General features: G+C 36.7%; 22 protein-coding genes, 1 tRNA gene and 1 pseudogene. 16 read left to right on the top strand and 8 right to left on the bottom strand.

From position 1 onward, the window contains the following. Positions 1–55 precede the first annotated feature (55 nt). Positions 56–943, bottom strand: a complete 888-nt coding sequence (locus tag B3P17_RS07280; RefSeq protein ID WP_252637871.1) for an OmpA family protein — start codon at positions 941–943, stop codon at positions 56–58. A 284-nt stretch (positions 944–1,227) separates the two neighbouring features. Here B3P17_RS07280 and B3P17_RS07275 point away from each other — a divergent pair, with 284 nt between their 5' ends. The 3 genes from B3P17_RS07275 (at position 1,228) to B3P17_RS07265 (ending at position 5,217) form a co-directional block, all read left to right on the top strand. Continuing rightward, positions 1,228–2,451 carry an LA_2272 family surface repeat-containing protein gene (locus B3P17_RS07275; protein ID WP_252637872.1) on the top strand — a complete coding sequence of 408 codons (1,224 nt, stop codon included), beginning with the start codon at positions 1,228–1,230 and terminating at the stop codon, positions 2,449–2,451. A 56-nt stretch (positions 2,452–2,507) separates the two neighbouring features. Next, entirely contained in the window at positions 2,508–3,848 is a 1,341-nt protein-coding gene (locus tag B3P17_RS07270) for a DEAD/DEAH box helicase (RefSeq protein WP_291104760.1), read from the top strand. Positions 3,849–4,011: 163 nt separating this feature from the next. After that, positions 4,012–5,217: an IS256 family transposase gene (locus B3P17_RS07265; protein ID WP_252639290.1), complete on the top strand. Its 1,206-nt coding sequence runs from the start codon at positions 4,012–4,014 to the stop codon at positions 5,215–5,217. 117 nt (positions 5,218–5,334) lie between these two features. On the opposite strand, the gene B3P17_RS07260 is transcribed toward B3P17_RS07265, so the two are convergent. The 3 genes from B3P17_RS07260 to B3P17_RS07250 form a co-directional block, all read right to left on the bottom strand. Further along, positions 5,335–6,012 carry a hypothetical protein gene (locus tag B3P17_RS07260; RefSeq protein ID WP_252639291.1) on the bottom strand — a complete coding sequence of 226 codons (678 nt, stop codon included), beginning with the start codon at positions 6,010–6,012 and terminating at the stop codon, positions 5,335–5,337. A 369-nt stretch (positions 6,013–6,381) separates the two neighbouring features. Continuing rightward, positions 6,382–7,644 (bottom strand): relaxase/mobilization nuclease domain-containing protein, encoded by a 1,263-nt coding sequence (locus tag B3P17_RS07255; RefSeq protein ID WP_252639292.1) that lies wholly within the window; start codon positions 7,642–7,644, stop codon positions 6,382–6,384. After that, positions 7,634–7,984: a MobC family plasmid mobilization relaxosome protein gene (locus tag B3P17_RS07250; RefSeq protein ID WP_252639293.1), complete on the bottom strand. Its 351-nt coding sequence runs from the start codon at positions 7,982–7,984 to the stop codon at positions 7,634–7,636. The genes B3P17_RS07255 and B3P17_RS07250 overlap by 11 nt, the downstream gene beginning before the upstream one ends. Positions 7,985–8,591: 607 nt before the next feature. Here B3P17_RS07250 and B3P17_RS07245 point away from each other — a divergent pair. From B3P17_RS07245 to B3P17_RS07230, 4 genes and pseudogenes are all read left to right on the top strand, one after another. Continuing rightward, positions 8,592–9,533, top strand: a complete 942-nt coding sequence (locus tag B3P17_RS07245; protein WP_252639294.1) for a hypothetical protein — start codon at positions 8,592–8,594, stop codon at positions 9,531–9,533. 523 nt (positions 9,534–10,056) lie between these two features. After that, positions 10,057–10,320, top strand: a pseudogene (locus B3P17_RS07240) (DUF3408 domain-containing protein); the annotation flags it as partial. A 142-nt stretch (positions 10,321–10,462) separates the two neighbouring features. Beyond that, positions 10,463–10,630, top strand: coding sequence for a helix-turn-helix domain-containing protein (locus B3P17_RS07235; protein WP_252639296.1), 168 nt, complete (start codon positions 10,463–10,465; stop codon positions 10,628–10,630). A gap of 3 nt (positions 10,631–10,633) precedes the next feature. Beyond that, entirely contained in the window at positions 10,634–10,933 is a 300-nt protein-coding gene (locus B3P17_RS07230; protein WP_252639297.1) for a helix-turn-helix domain-containing protein, read from the top strand. A gap of 312 nt (positions 10,934–11,245) precedes the next feature. Here B3P17_RS07230 and B3P17_RS07225 read toward each other — a convergent pair whose 3' ends face one another. The 4 genes from B3P17_RS07225 to B3P17_RS07210 all read right to left on the bottom strand — a co-directional run bounded on the left by B3P17_RS07225 (position 11,246) and on the right by B3P17_RS07210 (position 14,599). Further along, entirely contained in the window at positions 11,246–12,607 is a 1,362-nt protein-coding gene (locus B3P17_RS07225) for a site-specific integrase (RefSeq protein WP_252639298.1), read from the bottom strand. A 243-nt stretch (positions 12,608–12,850) separates the two neighbouring features. Continuing rightward, complete coding sequence (locus B3P17_RS07220) at positions 12,851–13,894, bottom strand: site-specific integrase (protein WP_291104757.1); 1,044 nt, start codon at positions 13,892–13,894, stop codon at positions 12,851–12,853. Between the two features lie 262 nt (positions 13,895–14,156). After that, positions 14,157–14,238, bottom strand: a tRNA-Leu gene (locus tag B3P17_RS07215). A gap of 133 nt (positions 14,239–14,371) precedes the next feature. After that, entirely contained in the window at positions 14,372–14,599 is a 228-nt protein-coding gene (locus B3P17_RS07210; protein WP_291030553.1) for a CDGSH iron-sulfur domain-containing protein, read from the bottom strand. 104 nt (positions 14,600–14,703) lie between these two features. Between B3P17_RS07210 and B3P17_RS07205 the strand changes: the two genes are divergently transcribed. From B3P17_RS07205 to B3P17_RS07165, 9 genes are all read left to right on the top strand, one after another. Then, positions 14,704–16,467: a DNA polymerase III subunit gamma/tau gene (locus B3P17_RS07205; protein ID WP_252639609.1), complete on the top strand. Its 1,764-nt coding sequence runs from the start codon at positions 14,704–14,706 to the stop codon at positions 16,465–16,467. Between the two features lie 171 nt (positions 16,468–16,638). Next, positions 16,639–18,534 carry an amidophosphoribosyltransferase gene (locus B3P17_RS07200; RefSeq protein WP_252639612.1) on the top strand — a complete coding sequence of 632 codons (1,896 nt, stop codon included), beginning with the start codon at positions 16,639–16,641 and terminating at the stop codon, positions 18,532–18,534. Between the two features lie 117 nt (positions 18,535–18,651). Further along, the gene (locus B3P17_RS07195; protein WP_291104751.1) at positions 18,652–19,428 is read left to right on the top strand and encodes a carboxypeptidase-like regulatory domain-containing protein; all 777 of its coding nucleotides are present in this window, start codon (positions 18,652–18,654) and stop codon (positions 19,426–19,428) included. Positions 19,429–19,687: 259 nt separating this feature from the next. After that, positions 19,688–21,079: a tRNA uridine-5-carboxymethylaminomethyl(34) synthesis GTPase MnmE gene (gene mnmE / locus B3P17_RS07190; protein WP_252639614.1), complete on the top strand. Its 1,392-nt coding sequence runs from the start codon at positions 19,688–19,690 to the stop codon at positions 21,077–21,079. A gap of 256 nt (positions 21,080–21,335) precedes the next feature. Then, positions 21,336–22,262, top strand: a complete 927-nt coding sequence (locus tag B3P17_RS07185) for a helix-turn-helix domain-containing protein (RefSeq protein WP_291104966.1) — start codon at positions 21,336–21,338, stop codon at positions 22,260–22,262. Positions 22,263–22,264: 2 nt separating this feature from the next. Then, the gene (locus B3P17_RS07180) at positions 22,265–23,365 is read left to right on the top strand and encodes a site-specific integrase (RefSeq protein ID WP_409517021.1); all 1,101 of its coding nucleotides are present in this window, start codon (positions 22,265–22,267) and stop codon (positions 23,363–23,365) included. A gap of 6 nt (positions 23,366–23,371) precedes the next feature. Further along, positions 23,372–24,352 (top strand): RhuM family protein, encoded by a 981-nt coding sequence (gene rhuM, locus B3P17_RS07175; RefSeq protein WP_291104748.1) that lies wholly within the window; start codon positions 23,372–23,374, stop codon positions 24,350–24,352. 2 nt (positions 24,353–24,354) lie between these two features. Next, positions 24,355–24,888, top strand: coding sequence for a hypothetical protein (locus B3P17_RS07170; RefSeq protein WP_291104745.1), 534 nt, complete (start codon positions 24,355–24,357; stop codon positions 24,886–24,888). 10 nt (positions 24,889–24,898) lie between these two features. Continuing rightward, on the top strand, positions 24,899–25,624 hold the full coding sequence (locus tag B3P17_RS07165; RefSeq protein WP_291104741.1) for a hypothetical protein: 726 nt from the start codon (positions 24,899–24,901) through the stop codon (positions 25,622–25,624). Positions 25,625–26,027 lie beyond the last annotated feature (403 nt).

Raw genomic sequence — 26,027 nt, 5'->3', positions numbered from 1 at the left:
TTGCCTCTATCGATAGAAGCAACCTTAAGTATATAAATTATTTGTGTAAGAATTATCAATCTATATTCGAAGGGCCTTTTGGAGCCTGATCGATAAGTTCCATAAACTGATTCAGTTCCGGAGTGATAATTATCTGAGTTCTGCGGTTGAGAGCTTTTCCCTCGGCAGTGCTGTTTGTTGCTACCGGATTATATTCTCCACGTCCTGCTGCTGTCAGACGTTTAGGATCGACACCATAATTGTTTTGAAGTGCCTGAACCACAGAAGAAGCACGCAAAGCACTCAAGTCCCAGTTGTTTCGGATATTAGGACGCGAAATAGGGTCTGTATCGGTATTTCCTTCCACCAACACGCTATAATCCTTATAATCCATAATGATTTTAGCGATCTTGCTAAGAATTTCTCCCGCCTTGGTGCTTATCTCGTAACCACCCGAACGGTATAGCATTCTGTCATCCAAAGAAATATATACAACGCCTTTCAATACCTTGATATCCAAATCCTGCATTTCGTCGCGTGTAAGCGAACGTGTAAGGTTATTTATCATTACGATATTCAAAGAGTCGGAGCGGTTTTTGGCCTGTACCAAATGCTGTATAAAGCGGTTAGACGAATTGATCTCATCTACCAACTTCGTGATGTTTACATTGCCTTGCGTGTTTTGCAAAAGGCTCTTGTTCAACAAACCTTGCATCTCGGCATAGGCAGCACGCAAATCTTCATTGTTTTTTCGGGCTTCTGCCAATCGATCTTCAAGGCTTGCTACCCGGGTACGGCTTTCGGCTAATTGCAATTGGCTTTCCTGATAATTTCTTTGTAAATCTTTCTGTTCTGTTTGCAGGCGATTATAGTCTGTTTCTAAATTCGTAAACTGCTTTTTACTAACACAGCTAGTAAAAATGATGCTCGCAGTTAATACCAGCAAGGAAAAAGAATACTTCATAGCTAGTCTGATTTTAATTATGTTTATAACTCACATCTAAACAATGAGCCTCGCCATTTGGTTGTTAAAAAAAAGATTTATTAAGAGATAGATTGTTAGAAGCTGAACTTTTAGTGTAAAATGATAAGATATTTAACTATTATGTAAGGTTTTGTGAGAGTGGGGAGTTTCATATTCTTAATTCTTGGTATTCGGATACACTTTCAATATTATAAATAGGATAGAAATTAATTTAATTATTCATATAAATTTATCTTTGTACCAACAGATACAAAATATGATATATGAAAAAGTCATTTATTATAACATTCTTAGTCCTTTTTTATAATGCATCACTATTAGCACAAGATAGTCTTGCTATTAAGTTAGATTCTATTTCCGAATATCAGCAAAATATACAGAGTCCAAAATATAAAGCATTTTTCAATCTCGGATTGTGGAATACAATAAGCACCAATGGCTACAAAACAAAATATTACACCAATAATATATCTTTAAATCTAGTATATGGGCGATCTGAAAATGTATCAGGTTTTGCATTTAGTGGATTATATACTGAACTAACCAAAGCAAAGGGTGTGGCTATTTCTCCATTTAACAATATAGAAAATATCAGTGGTGTGCAGATAGGAGGAATGCAAATGGGAGATTGCGTAAATGGTGTACAGATAGGGGGAATCCATGTTGCGCGAGATATAAAGGGTATACAAATTGGCGGACTCAATAATGTGATATGGAATATGCAAGGTACGCAGATAGGGATAATTAATCTTGCATACAAAAATATAAGAGGAGCACAAATAGGCTTTTTAAATAACAGTGATAAAATAAAGGGCTTACAAATAGCTATGGGCAATGAGGCTGATACGCTCGTTGGTGTACAGATTGGAGGGTTCAATTACGCCAAGATAATGAAAGGTCTACAAATTGGAATTATCAATATCTCGGATAATAATAAATATCCCATTGGGTTGGTAAATATTGTAAAATCTGGTGGAGATATGAATCTTGCATTGACATTTGATGATATGCAAAATATGGTAGTTAGTTTTCGCTCGGGAGGACAATCTTTGTATGGAATTGTAGGATTCGGGTATAATATCTATTCTCCACATACTCATTTTGTCTTAGAGGGAGGTTTGGGTGCACATATACAATTAAGTGATAAATTTAGAATAGATACAGAAATTATAGCTGGCATATTGACCAAAATAAGGACAAGTATAAGAGTTGGAGAACAAAGTAAAGAAGAAGAGGAAAGAGAGAAGGAAATACTAAGAAACTATGATCACAAAACTCTTTATCGTTTTGTTTACCGAGTTCTACCGGCATACAATATTAATAGTAATATAAATATTTTTGCAGGACCTACACTTAACTTTCTACAAACATCCAAACTAGACAATCTAAAATTATTTTCCTCTCATAGTTTGTGGAAAGATTATAGTCCCAATAGCTTCAAACAATTATATATAGGATGGATGATTGGTGTGGGTTACAGATTTTGATATTCTAAATAAGAAACGAAATAGAGCGCTATAAGATAATATATTACCTTTGTGGGATGAATACAGAAAATCAACATATAGCCATATTATCCAATCTGGGGATTGACAATCTGAATAAAATGCAGTTTGCAGCCCAAAAGGCGATAACCGATAGTCAAAATACATTGTTATTATCTCCTACAGGTTCGGGCAAAACACTTGCTTTCTTACTGCCTATCTTCCGATTACTGAAAGAGGATATAAAGAAAGTACAATGCCTTGTAATTGTTCCATCAAGGGAGTTGGCTCTTCAGATAGAGCAGGTTTGGAAAAAGATGGGTACACAATTCAAAGTAAATGTTTGTTATGGCGGGCACTCTATTGATACCGAGTTGAAAAACCTAAGCAATCCTCCCGCTTTGCTTATCGGCACTCCGGGCAGGTTGACCGACCATCTTGAACGCAAATCTTTTGATACAGATTCCATTCGTATTCTGGTTCTCGATGAATTTGATAAATCGTTACAATTAGGTTTTCAGGAGGAAGTGGATACGATCATCAGCCAACTGCCCAATCTTCAAAAAAGAGTTCTGCTGTCAGCTACATCCGATGTGGAAATTCCGGACTTTGTAAAAATGGAATCTCCCGTAACGCTTGATTATATAGAAGAAGAGAAAAGCGAAAGCCTTTCGATCAAGCTTGTTTTATCTCCCGAAAAAGATAAAATAGAATCTCTGTTCCATCTTATCTGTTCACTCAATTCCGAACCTGCCCTTATTTTTTGTAATCACAGAGAAGTAACCGAACGTATCAGCGACTTATTGAATAAGAAAGGAATACAGACCGGATATTATCATGGTGGAATGGATCAGGATGATAGAGAGAGAGTTTTGGTTCAATTCAGAAATGGAAGCTTAAATTATCTCGTCACCACCGATTTGGCAGCCAGAGGATTGGATATTCCCGAAATGAATCACGTAATACATTATCATCTTCCTTCTAAGGAAAGTGAATTTGTGCATCGCAATGGACGTACAGCCCGTATGCATGCTTCGGGAACAGCATATATTATACAATTCAAGGAGGATAAAACTCCGGATTATATTTCTGACAATTTAGATGTGTTGCGAGTGGCAACAGGAAAGCCATTACCCAACCGCCCAGAATATCAGACAATTTATGTAAGCGGAGGTAAGAAAAACAAGTTGAATAAAAGTGATATTGTCGGCTTCTTTTTACAAAAGGGAAAACTGGATAAATCTGATTTGGGACTGATTGAAGTCAAAGATTTTATTTCTTTTGTTGCTGTTCGTTTTTCTGCCATAAAAACTCTTCTTAGCAATATCAGAGATGAAAAAATGAAGGGTAAGAAGTATAAGATAGAAGTGGCAAGAAATGTTATTAAAAGAGTCGATTGACAAATTGTCGATTAGGCTAAATTTGCAGGTATTTAATATTAGATTTATAGCCCAGTAATACTTTAAGCATGGACAGTGTCCAAGATATTGTGTAAATGAAAACTACAGGTTGGAAAACTTGTAGTTTTTTCATTTATGTATAATTTTATCAAAAGAGTTTATTATGGATATCCCAAAAGATTTTTTAAGTAAGGAGTTCCTGAGTCAATTTAAGACACAAGATGATGTAGAAGCTTTCATGAGTGACCTCCATGTGAAAGTTTATGAGCAGATGCTTCAATCAGAGATGGATTCTCATTTAGGTTATGAGAAAGGCTCAAAAGAAGGTATTAATACGGGTAATTCTCGTAATGGCAGTTATGCGAAGAAGATTCAGGGCAAACATGGAGAAGCTGTAATAGAAGTACCTCGTGATCGTGAAGGGGAGTTTGAACCAGTTGTTGTTCCGAAACATCAAAGTAGAGGCTTATCTATAGAGCGTTTGGTTATCTCATTATATGCCAAGGGTATGAGCGTATCAGATATTGAAAGTGAAATGCATGAGATTTATGGAGTTAACCTATCCACATCAGCAATCTCGCATATTACCAATAAAGTAACAGGGCAGGCCATTGAGTGGCAGAACCGTCCCTTGGATAATCTGTATCTGATCGTTTGGATGGATGGTATTGTCTTCAAAGTCAGAGACAATGGCAAGGTTATCAATAAGACTGTTTATCTTTGCGTAGGACTCAACAAAAACGGTTTTAAGGAGGTCTTGGGTATGTGGGTTGGCAAGACAGAATCGTCTTCTTTTTGGATGGGCGTATTAACTGATTTAAAAGCTCGTGGAGTAGAAGATATACTTGTGACAGTGACCGATAATCTGAATGGATTTACAGATACCATCAAGGCTGTTTTCCCTGAGTCAACCACTCAGATATGCGTCGTACATCAGATCCGCAACTCCTGTCGTTATGTGGTATGGAAAGAGAAGAAAGAGTTTACTTCCGATTTGAAGCTCATTTACAACGCTCCAACAAAAGAATCCGCCAGTCGGGAACTTGGTGTATTTGAACAAAAATGGGGTTCTAAATATCCCTATGCCATCCGCTCATGGAGAAACAATTGGGACGAATTGACTTCCTTCTTTGATTTTCCACTTGAAATCAGGAAGATAATCTATACCACGAACCTAATTGAAAACCTGAATGGTAAAATAAGAAAATACACTAAAAACAAACTTTCATTCCCAACGGATGATGCCTTGAAAAAGTCGGTATATCTGTCTATTGCTGAGATTGAGAAAAAGTGGACAATGCCAATCCATAATTGGGGGCTGATACTCAATCAATTTTTGGTTATCTTTGGAGAAAGAGTGAACCTGTAAAAAGAGAAATTCTTTCAAACTCCCCCGTCTTTTTAGGGGGGAGAATTTGAAAGAATTTATATGATAAATCTTCAACCTTGTAGTTGACGCTTACACAAAGCTATGGACAGTCCCATTTTATCCTTTTATCACATTTTCCATCATCCACTCATACATTTCAACATTCGATTTGCGAGCTGTAGGATGAAAACTATTTATTAATACTATGTTATTTTCTTTATTATAATATACCCAACTATTCTTCTGAATGAATGTAAGTTCTTTATAGATTATATCTGTAGCAACATTAAATACTACTTGCCCCCCACAAACAATAATATTGGGAGATAAAATATCCAATTCTTGACGTAAATAATGTGCATACCGCTTACCAAAATCATATACAATACTATCGTCAGCAGTAGCACCACCCGATTTCTTCTTCACGTTCACATAAGCATAGGAGTATTCAGATAATGCTTTCATCTGATTCTTCGCATCAAAAGCTTCTTCAATAGCAGGATAGCTAGTGTCTGTATAATTGGTCAACCCATATAGCCAAGCCGATAATCGATTATAAAATAACCCATTGGGAGAATACCCATTGATAGAACCTGTCCATTCTCGAACATCTTGTCCATCGTTGTCGTTGTTTTCTTTGAGCAGAAACAATATTTTTCTTTTAGAGTTCTGCCACAATAAACTTTCTTTTCCATTACGGTAAATCAGTCCATCTTCACAAAATCCATGATCACCATTCTGCATCATTCCATCTTTCCAGTATTGAAAAAGAGCATTTAGTTTTGTATTTATCATATCTATTATTTTAGTTACAAATAAGTTCCAAACTAAAGAAAAAGCGTGGCACTGTATGCCTATTTTGTTTAGAGGTATCGCCAAACACCTTGTAGCAAATAAACAACAGCCCACGCCTGATATGCTGTACAAAAGGTACAATCATCAAACAGGAACATCATGTTTATCCTTGCTACATTAGTCAATTGGCGATTTTCTAAACAAAGGACGAAACTTTACGCTTCTTCAAATATACATTAGCAAAACCTATCGTTTCCGATGGCAAATATATGTAAATATTTTCGGAGGCGAGTAAAAGGGCTGTTGCTATTATTTGCTCCGACAAAAATAAAATTGATAACTGCCAAATACTGTCATGTTCTTAATGTTTTACATTTTCATTCCTTTATCCTTCTTTATTATAGGTGTTATGATTTGCTTCCTCTTTTCCTCCTCTTTAGCTTCTACTACTCTCGGATCGCCCCATGACTCTTTATATTCCGTATCAGTTTTCTTCTCTTTCCACAGATATGGATGAGCGAATCTACCATCATACCATTTCACTTTAGCTTTAGTTATAAAGCCCTTTTCTATCAAAATCTTATCTCTGAGTCGCATCTCATATTTACCATATTTTATGGACTTTTCTGGGTTTTTATTGCTAAATGAGATATTGTCCTTATCATCATTGGCAAATGCATATGCAGAAAATTTAGTGTTGTCATTGGGATGAATCATGTTTTCAACAAAGATAATACCGCCTTCTCTCAATACTTTTTCCTGTTCGTCTGATAGCTCAACACCCAAAACAACAAGATTTCGTTTAACGGATATAGGTTGGATTTCTGTCTTTTTCTGTACTTCGTGTTTAGCTTTTTGTTCGGCCTGTTCTCGCAGAAATTCCTCTCGACCTCGTTTCTTCGCTTCTTCAATATTCTTATCAAACTCTTTTTTTAGATTTCCGAAACTAAATTTCCGATCAATATCCGAGCCTTTGAAAGCAATATTGTCGTATCGAAACGATACTCCTTCAATCTCTCTGGTCGTTCGTTTGAATTTGTAATCAATCTCAATATTGAATTTTTGAAGAGCGAATCGTAAATCTGCCGGATTCTTACAACTGGATAAAACAGATTTTATAGCATCATAGATATGATATTTTGTCTTGTCGGGATTGTCTAATTTCTGCCGTTTTACATTGTCTTTACCCTTACCATAAGTCAGATTATACTTGTCTTTTAGCTTCTTACAAGCCTTGATGTTTCGTTTGTAATCGTTGTTGACGGAGATAAGTTTTAAGTTGTTGTCAATACGGTTATAGACAATATGCAGGTGGGCATTATCCGTATTGTGATGTCGGACAATGATATATTGCGTATTTTTGATTCCCATTTCCTGCATATATTCTTTGGCTAGTTGGAGCATAAAATCATTGGTCATTTTTCCTTTATCTTCGGGAGAAAAGGATATTGGAATATGGCCAACAGGTTGCTTTATCTCTTTTCGTCCCGAACGTTGTATGGCAAAACTGCGGATCATATCTTTCGCACTATCCGCCCATACTCCTTCGGCCTCGAGCAATTCGGCTGTGTCATTGATCACATAATTCACACAGCCTTTAAATGATTTCCCTTTGATGTTTTTAGCGATCATCCAACAATTGTTTGATTTGAAGTGCAATATTTACGATCTCTACACTAACTTGAGCGAATCCCGATTTGTTAGCCTGTTTGGCTATCTGATTCAGATTATTCCCCATACCACCGAGCTTCCGTATGAGGTCAAGTTCTTCCAAAGTAAAACGAGATTTGACACCTCCTTTCAAGGTCATCTCCCGAGCATATTGAGTTGCTTTCATTCCCAATTTCTCTGCTTTTTCCTTCACGGTTTTAAAATCTTCTTCGGTCAATTTCAGATTAATCGAAGTAGAAAGTTTTACTTTTTCTTTCTTTGGACGACCTCTTTTAGCGCTGTCACTCTTCTTATTTTCCATAACTACTTTGTTTAAGGTTATGGAAAACTGAGTGTCTCCAAACACTCAGGCGAGCCGAAACGAAAGTGACCATCGGGAGATGAAGTGCAGGATTGCTCCACAGCCACGACAGTCAAGTGACCATCGGGAGCAGACTGTTCGGGGCTGAGCCCCCTGCAAGGGCAAGGTATGCACGGAAGTAGCCCAAAGAGACGTTAGTCGAATTTTGGGTTACCCGTGCGATTACCTTGCTCCTTTGACGACGAGAAAAAAATAAAGAGGCGGTAGTCTCTTTGTTTTTTGAATCGGTGGCAACATTTGCACTCAGGTCTGAGCATAAAGTCAAAACGCCCGGACTTAGCAATACGGTCAGTGTATTGCCTATTGCTCTTCAAGGGTAGGCAGAGCAAATGAATAGTAGAAAGTGGATTGGATTTCTCATATAGCAGTATAATTTAGATGTATCCGACATGGACACTGTAGCAAAGATAGATTGTTAATTCGATAGTTATATCATTGACAATATGACGTGTATAGCTTTGCTTGAACATGCTTTTATTTGCCATATTGCCAGACAAAATTGAGTCACTGTTATTGCTCTTATTGGTAATATTACTATCTTTAGTACATGTATAATGGTGAGCAAGACATAGATTATGATAGTAATGTTCCTGAAGTATTTCGGGCTGTGCAGCAGAGTCTCAATGACTTTGTAGCAATCAACTATGAAACGGCACTTGGTTTGGTCTCACAGCCACAACTCACTGAGGCGGAACTACTCCACTATAAAAGCAAAGTGCTGGATATCATCCGTAACAATCCTCCTTTGGCAAGCTTGCCCAAATACCTTCGTGACGATAGAGAGGATTATCTATGGTACAGTGACTTTTGCGACGAGATAAGCAAAGATGTTTATCATCAGTATCGTACATTTATAAAACCAACAAATACAATAACTCCAAGCAACTATACCGCAGAGCTAATCAAAATTGATTTGCCCTATTTCCGAGAATTGGTAGACCTCGTAAGTTTAGAACGATTATGTATAAAATATGAGAAACTTCTTCCAAAACCTAAAGTAGAGATCATTAAGGAAGAGACACCCATACAAGAAACTACCATTGCCAAAGAGACTAAAGCTACAGCTAAATCTACCAAACGTTCTTACCAATCCAAACTAAGCAAAGAGCAATACGCTTTATTAGCCAACTGCATAGAAACTATCAAATTGTTTCGCTCAAAAATTAAAGTAGCTGAACTAAAGAAACTACTTTCAGGAAAACTACCTGAACCGCTACAAGTAACCAACCAAAAGACATTGGTCTATCTCCTTGACCAACTGAGCGAACACAAGTACATTAAAGCCCAATGGGTTTCGGTTGCCGATGGGAATAAAGACTTTATTTCTTTTCGCACAGAAGGCAACAAAGAAAGATATGGTGATAATAAACACTATATTGGTATGCAACAACTACTCAACTGCCGTAACCGCAACAAACGGGAACAGATATTTGGGCTTGAAGATATAGATACCTTGATAGAGAAATTGGGGGAATATAGCCGTCAATAGTTAAAAAATCTTACCATCCTGTATTTCCTATAAATATTTATGTCCCAACCTGAACTAATATTATCTACTCAAATAGAGCATGTTAACATAAAATAGTTGATTGCCTACTATTCTCAGATTATTCCTTTCCAAGTACACACCTAAATCATAACAGGCTTATAATAAACACTATACAACCCCAACCTGTTAGGTAAGGCTATTATGCTCACAGCGCAGGGCTTGAGAATGTGCTATACTTGCACCTGAGTTCGGAAACAGCAATATAAAAAGTCGTATACTGCTTATCCTTTCGGAAAATGTAGAATCATGGGCAAGACCAATCGTATCAGAGATGTTTGAATGAATATTATCATTCTAATTTAATGAATCCTATTTATAAACATTAAAAAACAAGTATCGTATGAAAGATGAGTCTGAAAATAAAGAACAGCCTTTGGATAATAAAGAACTTATATCTCAATTTATAGGGGAGGACAGCACATGAGTAGCTAGCTCAGCCAGAGGCAAGCTTTCTCGCAAAAAAGACGAGGAAGAGTATACCAACCGATTTTTGGCAACACGGAAAATCAAGGATTATACTCCGGTTTATATTGATGTTCGGATGAAAGAGAAACTCCAGATGCTAGTTGCCTCGTTGCAACATATTGTACCCGAGATCACTCCGACTATGCTGTTGTCGAATATTCTTGCCGATCACTTGTTCCAAAACAAAGAGCTGATAACTCGTGCTGCCAATGAAGGGTTAAAACGTTCTCTGGCAAGTACATTTAATAACGATAAAGAGTAAATAACAACTAAACTGAATCATTATGGAGATTGTTTGTATCGATTTACATACATGGGAACTGTTGAAACGACAGATCAATAGATTAACTTCCGATATGGCTGCGTTAAGAGCCGTCTATTGTTCCAATCCCAGAGACGGATGAATGGATTCGGCAGATGTCTGCCGTGCTTTGAGTATCTCGAAACGTACTTTACAAACTTGGCGGAATAATGGGAAGATACCATTTACAATGTTGGGTGGCAAGGTCTATTATAAAGAAGAGGATATTCATTGCCTACTTCAAACAGAAATTAAACTAGCCAAGAAGTAACTTATGGATAAATTTATCAATTACGAGACCGAAGAGTTCAAGGAACTTTTGGAGCAGATAGAACAATCCATTGAGGGTGTGCAGGATGTTAGAGACAAGCATCGCCCAACATTGGCAGACGAACGTTATCTGAGCGGAGAGGAACTAATGGAATATCTCCATATCTCGCCTCGAACGCTTCAAAATCTGCGAGATAAGCGAATGATCTGTTATACAATGATTGGAGGGAAAATACTTTATCCCGAGAAAGAACTTCAAGAGGTATTGTGTAATAACTACCAATCGCCAGAATTACCCTTTTAATATGCAGATTCTAAGGAGAGGGAGTTGAAGTTGCTACTTACGCATAAAATGAAAACAAGCATTCTTGATATTAATCAGGGATGCTTGTTTTAGTTTGAAGATATGCGTCATCGTCAGGTCAGTCGTTTTCGTTGCAGGATATTCTTTTACACTTCGAGCAGGGAAACAGGCAAGCCTCGGAGCGAAAATACTATCCGTAGGATGGAGATTTTTGTTTCCGACCTGTAGGGCTTCGGGCTTGACTAGTTTGCCTTGTAAGAAGTGACTTTCTCCTGCAACAAAAGGACTGAGCTGACCATCATTGTTCTTATTCTATTCCACCTTAGCCCATTTGGGGATGATATAAGTTGATGGATTAACGGGGTTATTTTCTCTCTTTTTTCGGGGCAACATTTCTTTTTGCTTTTTAGTGATTCGTTTGATGTTTCTGAAATCGGATTCAGGTCGATCTGTTTCCAATTTATACTTATCCCCGATTTTATCTGTCAATACCGCCATATCTTTACTTATCTTGTCGTTGGTGATTTTGGCATAAATTTGAGTCGTAGTTATGCAGCTGTGCCCGAGCATTTGAGAGACTGTTTCGATGGGTACACCTTGCGAGAGGCACACTGTTGTAGCCATTGTATGGCGCCCCATATGCGACGTAACTCGCTTATTCACACCGCATAATTTAGCTATACGTTGAAGGCAACGATTCATATTATCGCTATGGCTTGGTACAGGAAATACAAAATTATTTTTAGCCACAAGACGATATTGTTCAATCAGTTGCTTTGCTATTGGCAATAATTTGACATAGAACGTAGCATTGGTTTTCTTGCGTTTAGCTATCAGCCACAATTCGCCATCAAAAGAAGTTTGAATATCATCAAAGGTCAATTTTTTGACATCTGCATAAGCCAAACCCGTAAATGCTTGAAAAACGAAGATATCCCGAATCTGACGTTGTTTGTATCTTCTGAGTTCTACAGTCATAAACCTTCGAAGTTCATCTTCGGTCAAATAACCTCTATCCCGAGTTTGTGCTTTGAATCGGAAGCTGGCAAAAGGATTGATATGGATATACCCCTTGCGTTGAGCGATCAACATAATTTGTTTCAGTTTGGTCACGGATGTAAGCAAAGTACTGCCCGCCAGCTTGCGTTCTTCCAATAAATAGGCATAATAGTCCTCTATAAATTGTGGCTCTATTTCCTTAATCGGAATATCGGAAAGATTATATCTATCTCGAAGAAACATCTCTACTCTCCTGCGATTAATAATTAGTTGCTCGTATGAACCTTCCGTTCTATCCTTACCTACACGTCTGCTGTATTGCTCGTAGAACTCATCGGCGATAGAGAAGAAAGTTCGGAACTCATCGCCAAAGCCGAGATAAGCGTTTTTAACTTTTTCAGCAGAAACAAAATTATCCTTGTCACAGATGCTTTGATATTGCTTGCCGATTTGGGTTTTGATGTTGTCTAACTTCTGATTGATTTTCTGTGCTTCAAGACTTTTGCCTAATGCTCGGTTTGCTTTGGTATCCCACAACTCGGGCTTTATGTTTAGCTTACAGCTAAACTGCGAGATGGTACTGTTTACAGTGATTCTTCCCATTATAGGAGCTTTACCATCTTTTAAATTGTTCTTTTTTAGGTAAAACAAAACCTTGAATGTACTTCTTGCCATAACTCTAATTTTTTAATTACAAATTTAGTTTACTTAGAGTTATCCGGTGCTATGCAAAATTACGCAAACTATTGAATAAGTGACGAATAAACTCCAGTTGAACAAAGTTACTCAGGTAACGATTTAGTAACTGAATTCACCGTCATCTTTGCTTTTTTGTGCATTTATTCTCTTTTGGCTAAAAGAACCGTTTTGCTTAATCCGTTGATTAAGTTTTAATTACATTCTTTTGCTCTCCCTTTTCTAAATGGCTGCTGTTTCTTTGAGGTACGCATTCATCTTTTGATTAGTCGGCACAGGTAAAATTTGTCCTTTCAATTCGCAACTTTTATCAGAGCTATATTTTTCTAATAATTCTCGTGGGACTCTCAATAATGGAATATTACACATATTATTCGTTTTAATACGAGGTTTACGAATCCACATTTCGCCCTTATTCCCATGGATAATATGTTCTGCTTTCAGGCTCTTAACATCAACGAATGCTAAACCTGTGAATGCACAGAACACAAATACATCTCTCACTTGCTCCAAACGTTTACATGGCATTTCCTTCTCCATCAAAGTGTTCAGTTCGTACATAGTCAAGAATTCCACATGTACCTCGTCTTGTCTGAACTTAATAGGAGCAAAAGGATCTTTTTGTAGCCAATCATTTATTAAAGCGATACGAATGATCTTTTTGAAAATCTTTAGATGTTTGATAGCTGAATTATTCGCACAACCCTTTTCTGTTTTCAGATACAGTTCATATTTGCGGATATAATCTTCATTGATGTCTTTTAGTGGAATATCTTCGATACTCATTTCTATTGACATAAATTCTTTCAAATATTTTAGAGAGGTATCGAATTTATAGATTGTAGACTGTGAATATTCTACACCGAGAAGTTTGCGACATCGTTCGTTATGGTCGGAATGAACTTCTACTAATGTTTTTCCTTTTTCTTCATCTTCATGATTTCCGAGATACATATCTTTCAGAAGTTGGGCAGTAATGGGTTTACCATCTAGCTCCAATTCTCGGTACATGGTAGTAATTTTAGCCTTTGCCGAATTGATGTAGTTGTTTAATTCGATTGCAGATTTGTCTTTAGCCCTTGATCTTTCTTTCGTTTGATCCCATAAATTCGGGGAGACTGTCCCTTGTAAACTAACTGCTGCGATCTGTTTATTTACTGTAATTCGTAGATAGATAGGTGCTTCCCCTGTTTTTAGTGCGTTTGACTTTTTTAAATAACACGATAGAAAAAATGTGTTCTTCTTTTTACTCATTTTTTGTTCCATAATCTTGAATTTTTTTGGTTATAAAGTTATAAATTCAAGCTCTTAGACACACTATGCAAAACATTGTAATACAGCGAAATAAAACCATTCGCGTTACCAAACTGTAGCCTGTTTTTTATTTTTCAAAATAGGTAACGTTTAGGTAACGGCAAACCTGCTTTAAACCGCATTTTTTTGCTTTTTGACCAAATTTCAGGGAATAAAAAAACTCTGAAAATCGCCTGATTTTCAGAGTTTTGCTTTGTTTTGGAAGATCTTCCAGTGCGGATGAAGGGACTCGAACCCCCACGCCTCTCGGCACCAGATCCTAAGTCTGGCGCGGCTACCAATTACGCCACATCCGCGGCTAAATTGCGTTAGCGGGTACAAAGATATAATAAAATGTGTTTCATCCAACACTTAATCATAAAAAAATAAGGGCATTTAAACTAATATTTTAATTTAGATGCTCTTATCCCGTAAATAAATTCTTATAAATTAGCCTTTAAAGCCAATTTTAGCATGTGTACCGTCACAATACGGTTTGTTTTGCGATCCGCCACAACGGCAAAGATGCGGTTTGTCTTTAATCACTGAGGTTCCGTCTGCTAAAATTAGTTCTACAGTTCCTTCCACCAATAGCGGCGCATTAGGAATCACTTTGATTTTCAATAATGTTTCATTCTTTTCCATAATAGATGATAGTTTTAAAAACGTTGATATCAATATAACATTTTAGATGCTAAAAAGGTCACCATCTCGCTTTCTTTTACATTTTATCTTTCCATTTTTTTTCATAGCTTTGTGATACCAAAGAAGAAAAATCAAGAATGGATAATTATATAGTTTCGGCAAGGAAATACCGTCCTATGACTTTCAACTCGGTTGTGGGGCAAAGGGCATTAACCACTACACTAAAGAATGCGATAATGTCGGGCAAGCTGGCTCATGCATATCTTTTTTGTGGACCTAGAGGTGTTGGTAAAACAACATGTGCCCGTATTTTTGCGAAAACGATAAATTGCCTATCTCCAACTCCCGATGGCGAAACTTGTAACCGGTGCGAATCGTGCGTTGCCTTTAACGAACAGCGGTCTTTCAATATACACGAATTGGATGCTGCGTCCAACAACTCGGTAGACGATATACGATCTTTGATCGAGCAAGTGCGCATCCCTCCGCAGATAGGAAAATATAAGGTATATATAATAGATGAGGTGCACATGCTTTCACAGGCTGCATTCAACGCTTTCCTGAAAACATTGGAAGAGCCGCCTCACCATGCTATTTTTATTCTGGCTACAACCGAAAAGCATAAAATACTGCCAACAATACTTTCTCGTTGCCAGATATACGATTTCAGCCGTATTACAATCAAAGATACAGTAGAGCACCTTCAGTATGTGGCCGATCAGGAGCATGTACAGGCCGAGCCTGAAGCCTTGAATGTTTTGGCTCAAAAGGCAGACGGAGGGATGCGTGATGCCTTGTCTATCTTCGATCAGGTAGTAAGTTTTACAGGAGGTAATGTAACGTACAAGGCTGTTATCGAGAATCTGAATGTTCTGGATTATGAATATTATTTCCGATTGACAGATTCTATTTTAACCAACAACGTAGTAGAGGGTTTGTTGATCCTGAATGAGATCCTTAGCAAAGGCTTTGATGGTAATAATGTGATAACAGGTATTGCCTCGCACTTTAGGGATTTATTGCTCTGCAAAGATGCAAAGACCGCAGAACTGTTTGAAGTAGGGGCTTCCATCAGAGATCGCTACATAGAAACAGCTAAGAAGTGCACCAACGAATTTTTGTATAAAGCCATCGAGTTGGTCAACGAAAGTGACCTTAATTATAAATATAGCCGAAATAAGCGATTACTCTCCGACTTGACAATAATTAGGCTTTGCCAATTATCTTCACCTCAAGTAGGAATTGAAGATCAAAAAAAAAAGCAGGTAATTGATCCGATCTTCTCAAAGCAGGAACAACCTGTGCAAGCGGCTACACCGGCTACAAATCAGAGGCCCGCGGCGCAGAGCCCGCAACCTGCTCAACAACCTCCCATTCAGCAAAGGGTAACACCTTCTGTAGCAGCCAAAGAACCAACAGTCAGTGTAGAGCCCGCTAAAACAACACCGAATGCCGGAGGTTTTGGTGTTTCTATTTCAGCGTTCGGAAAGAAAAAAGACGAAGAAACAACAAAAGCTGATATAACGATAGAAGTCCTTAACGACAGATTTACTCCACTCCAACTCATCAATGAATGGAAGGCATATGCTGAGAGCTTGACCGAAGAGCTCCATCTGAGAAATACAATGCTCAATTGCCTCCCTAATCTTACTGCCAATACAGTGTTTGAGGTGATTGTAAATAATCCCGTTCAAGAACAACGTCTTCTTGAATATCAGATGGATATATTGTCAAGGCTGCGAGCACAACTTCGTAATACTCATCTGAGGATGGAGGTTAGGATAAGTGAAAATAATGAGAAAAAATTGGCTTTCACGCCTGCCGAGAAGTTTAATCTGATGATGGAAGAAAACGAAAGTTTGCGAAGGTTGAAAGATGAGTTTGGCCTGGAGTTATCCTGATGAGAAAATCACAAAAAGAGTTATCCTGAGAAGGTAGAACAAAATAAAAATTTTAGATAAAAACCTCGAAGGTTTAAAATAAATATATTTCTAGGACGAGAGGAAAAATCGTGCTATCTTTGTAGCCTCAAAAAAAATTATTCTCACAATTCCAACAAAGGAGATCTTTTTATGACAGAGCCATTAAAGCATGAATGCGGTATCGTCATGATACGCTTATTAAAACCGCTCGAATATTACCAACAAAAATATGGTACATGGCAATATGGGTTGAATAAACTCTATCTGCTAATGGAAAAACAACACAATCGAGGTCAAGAGGGCGCAGGCTTGGCTGTTGTAAAGTTAGAGTCACCTCCCGGTAATGAATTTATATTCAGAGAAAGAGCAGTGGGATCAAGTGCCATCTCAGAGATTTTCACAAACGTTTATCAGAACTATGAAAAAATATCGGAAGATAAACTCAATGATGCTGAGTATGCCAGTAAATATCTCCCCTTTGCCGGAGAATTGTTTTTAGGGCATTTGCGTTATAGCACTACCGGAAAAAGCGGAATATCATACGTCCATCCATTTATGCGTCGTAACAACTGGCGGTCAAGAAACTTGGCTTTAGCCGGCAATTTCAATATGACAAATGTAGATGAATTGTTTGCTGAGTTGTTGGCACAAGGTCAACATCCTCGCGACTATACAGATACATTTGTACTTCTCGAATCGGTTGGTCATTACCTAGACAGAGAGGTTCAATATCAGTTTGATAAATATAACAAGAGTACCGGTGCAAAAGGAGAGGAGCTGAACACACTGATAGAGAAAAATCTTGATATCCATTTTATGCTCAACAAGGCAAGTGAGAAATGGGATGGAGGTTATACTATAGGAGGGCTTATCGGATGTGGCGATGGATTTGTTTACAGAGATCCTTCGGGTATTCGTCCGGCTTTTTATTACAACGACGACGAGATTGTTATTGTTGCATCAGAAAGACCTGTTATACAGACAGCTCTAGGACTTGATGTTGCCGATATAAAAGAGTTAAACCCGGGGCAGGCCATTATCGTAAAGAAAGATGGGACAGTTATGTTTTCTCAGATACAAGAGCCTAGAAATGTTTCTCCGTGCTCATTCGAACGCATTTACTTTTCGCGAGGATCAGATTCTGATATATATAACGAACGCAAGAAATTGGGGAAACTTCTTTTGCCTCAAATTCTGAAAGCTATAGATTCGGATATTCAACATACCGTATTTTCTTTTATTCCCAATACGGCAGAAGTTGCTTTCTTCGGGATGACCGACGCATTCAATAAACATATGAATGATGTTAAACTTAGAAAGATAAAAGAAAAAGGGGCATCTATCACCGAAGAGGAATTGCAAAAAATTCTATCTATGCGGGTTCGTACCGAAAAAGTTGTGATAAAAGATATAAAGCTAAGAACCTTTATTGCACAAGATAAGAGCCGCGACGACTTGGCTGCACACGTGTATGATGTTACTTATGATTCGGTAAAGCCGTATGAAGATAATCTGGTTGTTATCGATGATAGTATAGTGAGAGGTACTACGCTGAAACAGAGTATAATAAAAATACTCGATCGTATTCATCCGAAGAAAATCGTTATCGTATCTTCTTCTCCTCAGATACGTTATCCTGACTGTTATGGTATCGATATGTCGAGAATGAATGAATTTGCTGCATTCAGGGCTGCCATCGAATTGCTGAAAGAAAGAGGAATGCAATCGGTGATAGATGAAGTGTATCGTAAATCTTTGGCTCAGAAGGATAAGCCAAAAGAGGAAATAGTAAACTATGTGAAAGAAATTTATGCTCCTTTTACGGACGAAGATATTTCGAAAAAGATGGCTGAAATGCTAACACCAAAAGGAACAAAGGCCGAAATAGAAATTGTTTTCCAAAGCATTGAAAACCTTCATAAAGCGACACCTAATCACAAGGGAGACTGGTATTTTTCGGGAAATTATCCGACTCCGGGTGGAAACAGAATGGTAAACACCGCTTTCTTGAATTATATAGAAGGAAAAAATAACCGCTCTTATTAAGGGTAATATATAAGAGAGCTGATTTTATATCAGCTCTTTTTTTATTCACTTTTCATGTAACCATGTCACTCTTAGAATAGTCTTATTATAAAAGATGTAAACCATTAAATATATAATATGAAAAGGATTCGGCTATTTCTGTTAATTTTATTCGTAGTAGGTATCAGCAACATTTATTCTCAAGAATTTGTAACAATATCAGGACGGGTTACAGATTTCGACGGAAATCCTATCGACAGTTGCTGGATAGGGCTTAATTATTCGGATTTTTCACCTGCTTATCAAACGTATTCAGATAAAGACGGCTATTACTCTTTGGAAAATGTAAAGAAAGGGAAATATAAGTCTTTTTATGCACTTCGCCCCAAAGAGTATCCTCGAAGAGATGCAGTGGCGGACGACGACAAACGTCTTGAGTTTTGGGCATGGAATGTAATCGCAGATAGAGATCTGACGATAAATCCTCGTTATCACCGTCTGGAGCTTTATGGCACAAACGCACTCAAAGTCGAGGGTGGGTATAATGGCCTCTTTATATACACACGTCCTATGAGTGTGGGAAAACTACTTACATACTCTAAAGAATTGCAGCTAAATAAAGCTAAGGCAGAAAAAGAAATGGATGTATCAGTTAAACCTGAATTTTTCAGGGTGAAGGTATATATTGATGATAAAGAGGCTGTGATCAACTCTGTACAGCGTGTGCAGGAATATGTAGGAAAAGACAATCCCAGTATGGGTGCTTATATTATCCAGACAGAGTTACCCAAAGAAAAATCAGATAAACCGTATCGTATAATAAGAGTAGTGGGAGAAAATCTGGAGCATAATGAGATGGGTGAGAATGTATATTTCTATGAAGTAAAGAATTACGAGGAAACCCCGAAAAACTGAGGAAGCTATATTTCATAATCAATTTATTATGTTCTTGAAAGTCGGATAATTTCAGAACCAACCAACAATTTAATATCTTTGTTTTATTAATTTGCAATAGTTATTTGATCTGTATAATTTTATCTATTTAAGGTGATACTGAAAACCGAGCTTTGCAAGCAGAAAGGTTACAGTAAAAAGAATGTAAAACATGTTACTTTTGTCACCTTTGTCACTTTTTAGGACTTAACATATTGCTGATTCGTATTAATAATTGATTATGAAAGAAAACAATATAATAGCAGCTATATCTACACCTGCAGGTATAGGAGGAATAGCCATTATACGTCTGTCGGGAAATGGATGTATAGAATTAGTTGACGCTGTTTTTAAATCCTTTAAGGCGAAAAAACTTGCAGAAGCAAAAGCGTATACAGTTCATTTCGGATCTATCATCAAAGAGAATGTGGTGTTAGATGACGTACTGGTTAGTGTATTCCGAAATCCACATTCGTTTACCGGCGAAGATATAATAGAGATATCCTGCCATGGTTCTATTTATATTCAACAAAATATATTACAGCTGCTTATATCGAAAGGTGCGTCTTTGGCTCAACCAGGGGAGTTTACTCAACGAGCTTTTTTAAATGGTAAGATGGATTTGTCTCAGGCTGAATCGGTGGCGGACTTAATAGCATCATCTTCAGCCGCAACACATCGCTTGGCAATGAATCAGATGCGTGGAGGTTTTAGCAATAAGCTGATTAAATTGCGGACTGAACTGTTGAATTTTACATCTTTGATAGAGCTTGAACTAGACTTTTCGGAAGAAGATGTTGAATTCGCAAATAGAGACCACCTAAAAGAAGCAGCACATCAGATAGAATCGCATATAAAGAAACTGGCAGATTCTTTTAGTATAGGTAATGCCGTTAAATCCGGTATTCCGGTTGCAATTATAGGCGAAACAAATGCCGGGAAGTCTACCTTACTTAACCTTCTTTTGCATGAGGAAAAAGCAATTGTATCCGATATTCATGGTACAACGAGGGATGTTATTGAGGATACGATTAATATACAAGGACTGACCTTCAGACTTATTGATACTGCCGGAATACGGGATACTCATGACGAGATAGAAAGCCTTGGCATTGAGCGTACATTTAAGAAGATAGAACAAGCGAATATTGTTTTGTGGGTCGCGGATTGTGAAACTATAAATGAGCATATTGAGGAGTTGTCTCAAAAAATACTACCTGTAGTTGGCGATAGAAAATTGGTTCTTGTTTTCAATAAGGTTGATATTATTTCTGCAGAAAGGAAAGCAGAAAAAGAAAAGCTTCTATTAGATAAAATTCCTGAACGGGTTTTCATCTCGGCTAAATATGAGCAAGGGACTAATCAGCTCGAGGACTTATTAGTAAAAACGGCAAATATCCCCGAAATTAGTGAACAGGATATTATTGTTACGAATGTTCGTCACTATGAGGCTCTCCAAAATGCATTGACTGCAATAAAACGTGTCTCTGAGGGGTTAGAACTAAAAATATCGGGAGATTTTCTGTCGCAAGATATTCGTGAATGTATGTATTATCTGGGCGAAATTACGGGTCAAATTTCTACCGATGAGATATTGGGTAATATTTTTAGTAAGTTCTGTATCGGCAAATGATAACTAATAAATATTAATAGATATTACCTATAACATATAACTAAGTCGCTATTTTATAGCGACTTTTTATTTTCTATTTTTATCTTTGGAGATCAATATTAATGAGTAATGTGACAGTTTTCGTGTCATAATTGTACCGTTTTTGTCAAAATACAAAATAGGTATAATTTTTGTTCATAGATAATATATGATTACAACACTGTGCAACGCCATGCAACATAGTGCAACAAAAATAGGGAGAAATAAAGGTGAAATTATGAGTAGTAAAATGCAAATAAAAAAGAAATGTGAGTGCTGTGGAAAAACTTTCACTGCACAAAAAACGACTACACGTTATTGTTCGCATAAGTGCAACTCCAAAGCATACAAGCAAGGTAAGAGACAGTTCAAGATGGTAGGAATAAATTATTCTACCATGCAGGAGATAGAAAAAATAAGTGATAAATACGATAAAATAAAAGATAAGGAATACCTCTCGGTATCAGAGACCGCTTTTCTTCTTGGTATTGAGCGAACAACCGTTTACCGTTATTTGCACAGAGGTAATCTTAAAGCTGTACAGATGGATGGTAAAACATTTATCCGTAAAGCGGACATAGATAATATGTTTGACAATATTGAGGAGTATGAATATAGAGCAAAGCCAAGTAAAGAGCCAAAACCATTAACCGAATTATATACAGTAGCCGAGATTAAAGAAAAATTCAACATCAAAGAATCATGGCTCTACAAGATTGCCCGAGAAAACAATATCCCTAAAACATTGATCCGAGGTAAATCTTATTTCAGTAAAGATCATATCGATAAATATTTTGAAAAGAAAGGCTTTAACGAAAGTCTGGATATTAAAGAATGGTACTCAGTAGAAGATATTCAAAAGAAATATAATCTATCTACGGCAGCCATATATAGTTTTGTATCTGAGCAGAATATCCCACGAAAGAAAGACGGTCGCAAAGTGCTATACTCTAAGAAAGACTTTGATATAGCCAAAGGCTATGAACAACCCATAGAAGCCGAATATTATTCGACTGAAGAAGCCATGCAAAAATACAACCTCACTCGTGATGCATTATATCACTATGTGAAGTATCATAATATACCAAAGATAAAAGAAGGTAGATATGTGAAAATATCAAAACCCGACTTAGATAAGTTATTCAACCCTCAAATAATCTTATAACTATGGGAATAAGTAAAGTAGCACTTCGACGACGACCTATAACAGGAGCTAGAGAGAGTCTTTATCTGGACTTTTATCCTGCTATTCGTGATCCGTATTCAATGAAAATGATACGGCGTGAGTATTTGGGTATTTATATCTATGCCAAACCTAGAAACGAAGTTGAAAAGGAGTACAATAATGAAATGCTGATGAAAGCTGAAGTTATCCGCAGCATGAGAGTACAAGCTATTATCAATGAGGAATACGGTTTCTTAGATAAGAATAAAAAGAAAGCTGACTTTTTGGTTTATTACAAACTGAAAGCCGAAAAGAAAGACCAGAAGTGGATGAAGGTATATCAGCACTTTTCCAATTTTGTCAAAGGCAAATGTACCTTTGGTGACATAAACGTAGACTTGTGTAACCGCTTTCGAGATTATCTGATGGATGCAAAGCAATTGAAACATAAAGATCTTCGTATATCTCAAAATTCAGCATCAGGGTATTTCTCTACATTTAGAGCCTTATTGAAGATTGCATATAAAGAAAAATTCTTCAGAGAGAATCTCAATGAATATCTGGACTCGATCGACACTACAGATGTAAAGAAAGAATATTTGACATTGGATGAATTGAAAACACTAGCGAATACACCTTGCGACTTCCCTGTGTTGAAATCAGCATCTATCTTCTCATGCATGACAGGCTTACGGATAAGTGATGTTCTGAAATTGGATTGGAATGAAATACTTCCTGCTTCTGATGGTGGTTACTGCATGAGACTAAGAACCGAGAAGACAGAAACAGAAACGACCTTACCCATTAGCGATGAAGCATTAGAATTATGTGGAGAGAGGGGAAACGGTAAAGTATTTAAAGGTTTAACAAAGGCCATGACACAACAACCTCTAAAGGATTGGGTAGCCAGTGCCGGAATAACAAAACACATCACATTCCATTGTTTTCGCCACACTTTTGCTACCTTGCAGGTAGCTTTAGGAACTGATATCTATACTGTAAGTAAAATGCTTACACATAAAAATGTTTCGACAACTCAGATCTATGCTGATCTGGTAAATGCGAAGAAAAGAGAGTCAGCTAATAAAATAAGCTTAAAATGAAATACGATGAATAAAGGAGAAATTATAATATATCAAACACCTGATGGTAATACCCAATTAGATGTAAAGCTCGACAATGAAAATGTGTGGATCAATCGACAACAAATGTCTGAGTTATTTGACAGGGATATAAAAACAATTGGTAAACATATTAACAATGCATTAAAGGAGGAACTAAACAATATTCCAACTGTCGCAAATTTTGCGACAGTTCAATCAGAAGGAAATAGAAAGGTTGAAAGAAATATTGACTATTACAACCTAGATATGGTTATCTCAGTAGGTTACAGAGTAAAATCGAATAGAGGTATTCAATTCCGTATTTGGGCGAATAGTGTTCTGAAAGAATATCTAATCAAAGGTTATGCTATTAATCAAAATGCAAAGACGGAGCAATTGGAAAATTTAAAGAAAACAGTCAAACTGCTTTCCAATGTAATAAATGCCAAGACTCTGTCGGCTGATGAAGCAACTGGACTATTACGTGTGATAACAGATTACACTTATGCTCTTGACACTTTAGATAGATACGATTATCAGAAACTTGAAATCGAAAGGACTACTACGGAAGAACCTTTTAAAGCTAACTATGACAATGCTATGGAAGCTATTTATGTGTTGAGAGATAAATTTGGGAGTGGAGGTTTGTTCGGTAATGAGAAAGACCAATCATTCAAAAGTTCGATTAGCACTATTTACCAAACTTTTGGAGGAGAGGAATTATACCCTAGCATAGAAGAAAAAGCAGCGATGCTACTGTATTTGGTGACTAAAAACCATTCGTTCAGTGATGGAAACAAACGTATCGCTGCGTTTCTCTTTCTTTGGCTTTTGGAGCAGAATGGCATTTTATATAGAAGCGATAGTACTAGACTTATCGAGAATAATACATTGGTTGCACTCACATTGATGATTGCCGAAAGCCGTACTGAAGAAAAAGATATTATGGTAAAAGTTGTTGTTAATCTGATAAATAAGAATAACTAATAATGAATTTCAATACCAAACTCTCTGAGCGTATAGGGATGGACGATATCAATGAGATACTTCGTTTAACACATGATAGTGATACCCAAAAGCAAGAACTATATGACTTGGTTATTGGTGAAGATGAAACTATTGGATATCATGCAGCTTGGATTTTTACTCATTTTTCGTCACAGGATAACGAGTGGTTATATAGCAAACAAGATCAATTGATTAATGAAGTTCTTGTCTGCAAGCATGGAGGGAAACGAAGAGTAATGCTCAACTTGTTATATAGACAGCCTTTTCCGAATCCGCCAAGAGTAGATTTTCTGGATTTCTGTTTAGAACGAATGATGTCTAGCGAGGAATTGCCCGGAGTAAAATCTCTTTGCATGAAGATCGCTTATGAATTATGCCGCTCCATTCCTGAGTTGATACAAGAATTGAAAACAATGCTTGCAATGATGGAGGGCGATTTAGTGCCATCTATACGAGCCGTTAGAAAGAATATTCTAAAGGCAATACAAAAAGGAAAGAGTTTACAAAAACTTTAATCATAATAATATGAATTATAAAGATTCTGAAAATATACTGCTAATTATATGTGGAGCAATGGGTATTGCTTTATTGTCTCTAATTTTCCGTTATTTGTTTTTAGAGTTAGGATTTGATGCTTTTGGAGCTAATCTAGTATTCATCGTTATATTTGTGATTGGTCTGATCTTTTATGTATCTTATCTGGAAGTCATTCAGAAAGTTATCCCAGCTCTCTTTAAAAGACGAAAACAAATAATAGAAAATCAAGATATAGTACTCGAATCTAATACAGTTGAAAATATTGAACCAGAGCTAAAAGAGCCTATTGAAAATAAAACTCCTCTTATCAATGATCTGGATGTAATAAGAGAAAAGCATCAACAAGATGAAATTATAAGAAAACAAGAAGCACTAGAAGTTGCTATTCAATATACCAGAACAACCTTTGCACCTTTTACGGATGACCAGAATATAAATCGCTTATGTGAATACGTTATTCAATATTCTACAGGAGCAGAGCTAAACGAGATGGAACCAGTCAGAGTAAAAAATTTACAAAACATCGATTTATACCATTTCGGATGGAATATTTGGAATCATTTTCGGATAAATACACAAGAAGATATAGCTTTATTCCTTAAAATTGTTTTTGCTCGAAATCTAAAAGATGTGGACGCTGGTACTATAAGAAAAAAACTTACCCTTAATGAAGGCAAGTTTTCTCTAAATATTACAAAACAATTAATTAAATAAAANNTAACGAAAGGCTTTATCTGGCTTTCAGGTAGATCTCTAATTATTTTATTGCAGACATCTAATCCTGCATCCCATTTATTTAATCGAATAGAAATATTTAAATAATGCATTAGACCATTAATAACAAAATGTCTACAAGATGGAGATAAATCCATTAAATTAATATCTTTAATTTTATGATATAAATTCTTTCCTTGCTTATGAAATAGTTCATTAAATATTTTTCTAATATTTGATGATTCTGATTTGAATTCTTCCTGATCTATTTCTCCCCATGTTAATCTATCCTTTAAATTATCTTTTGAATTAACTGCTAGTATAGACATGTATATGACAAGTGTACCTAATAACTCTAAATATTCATTTTGGTTTAATATTGGTTTTGTTTCAAAAAAATCTT

Origin of the sequence: Dysgonomonas sp. UBA7630 (assembly GCF_002483985.1) — a bacterium.
Lineage (GTDB): Bacteria > Bacteroidota > Bacteroidia > Bacteroidales > Dysgonomonadaceae > Dysgonomonas.
Note: the sequence above shows the minus strand (reverse complement) of the source record. Positions and strands in the feature narration are given on the sequence as shown.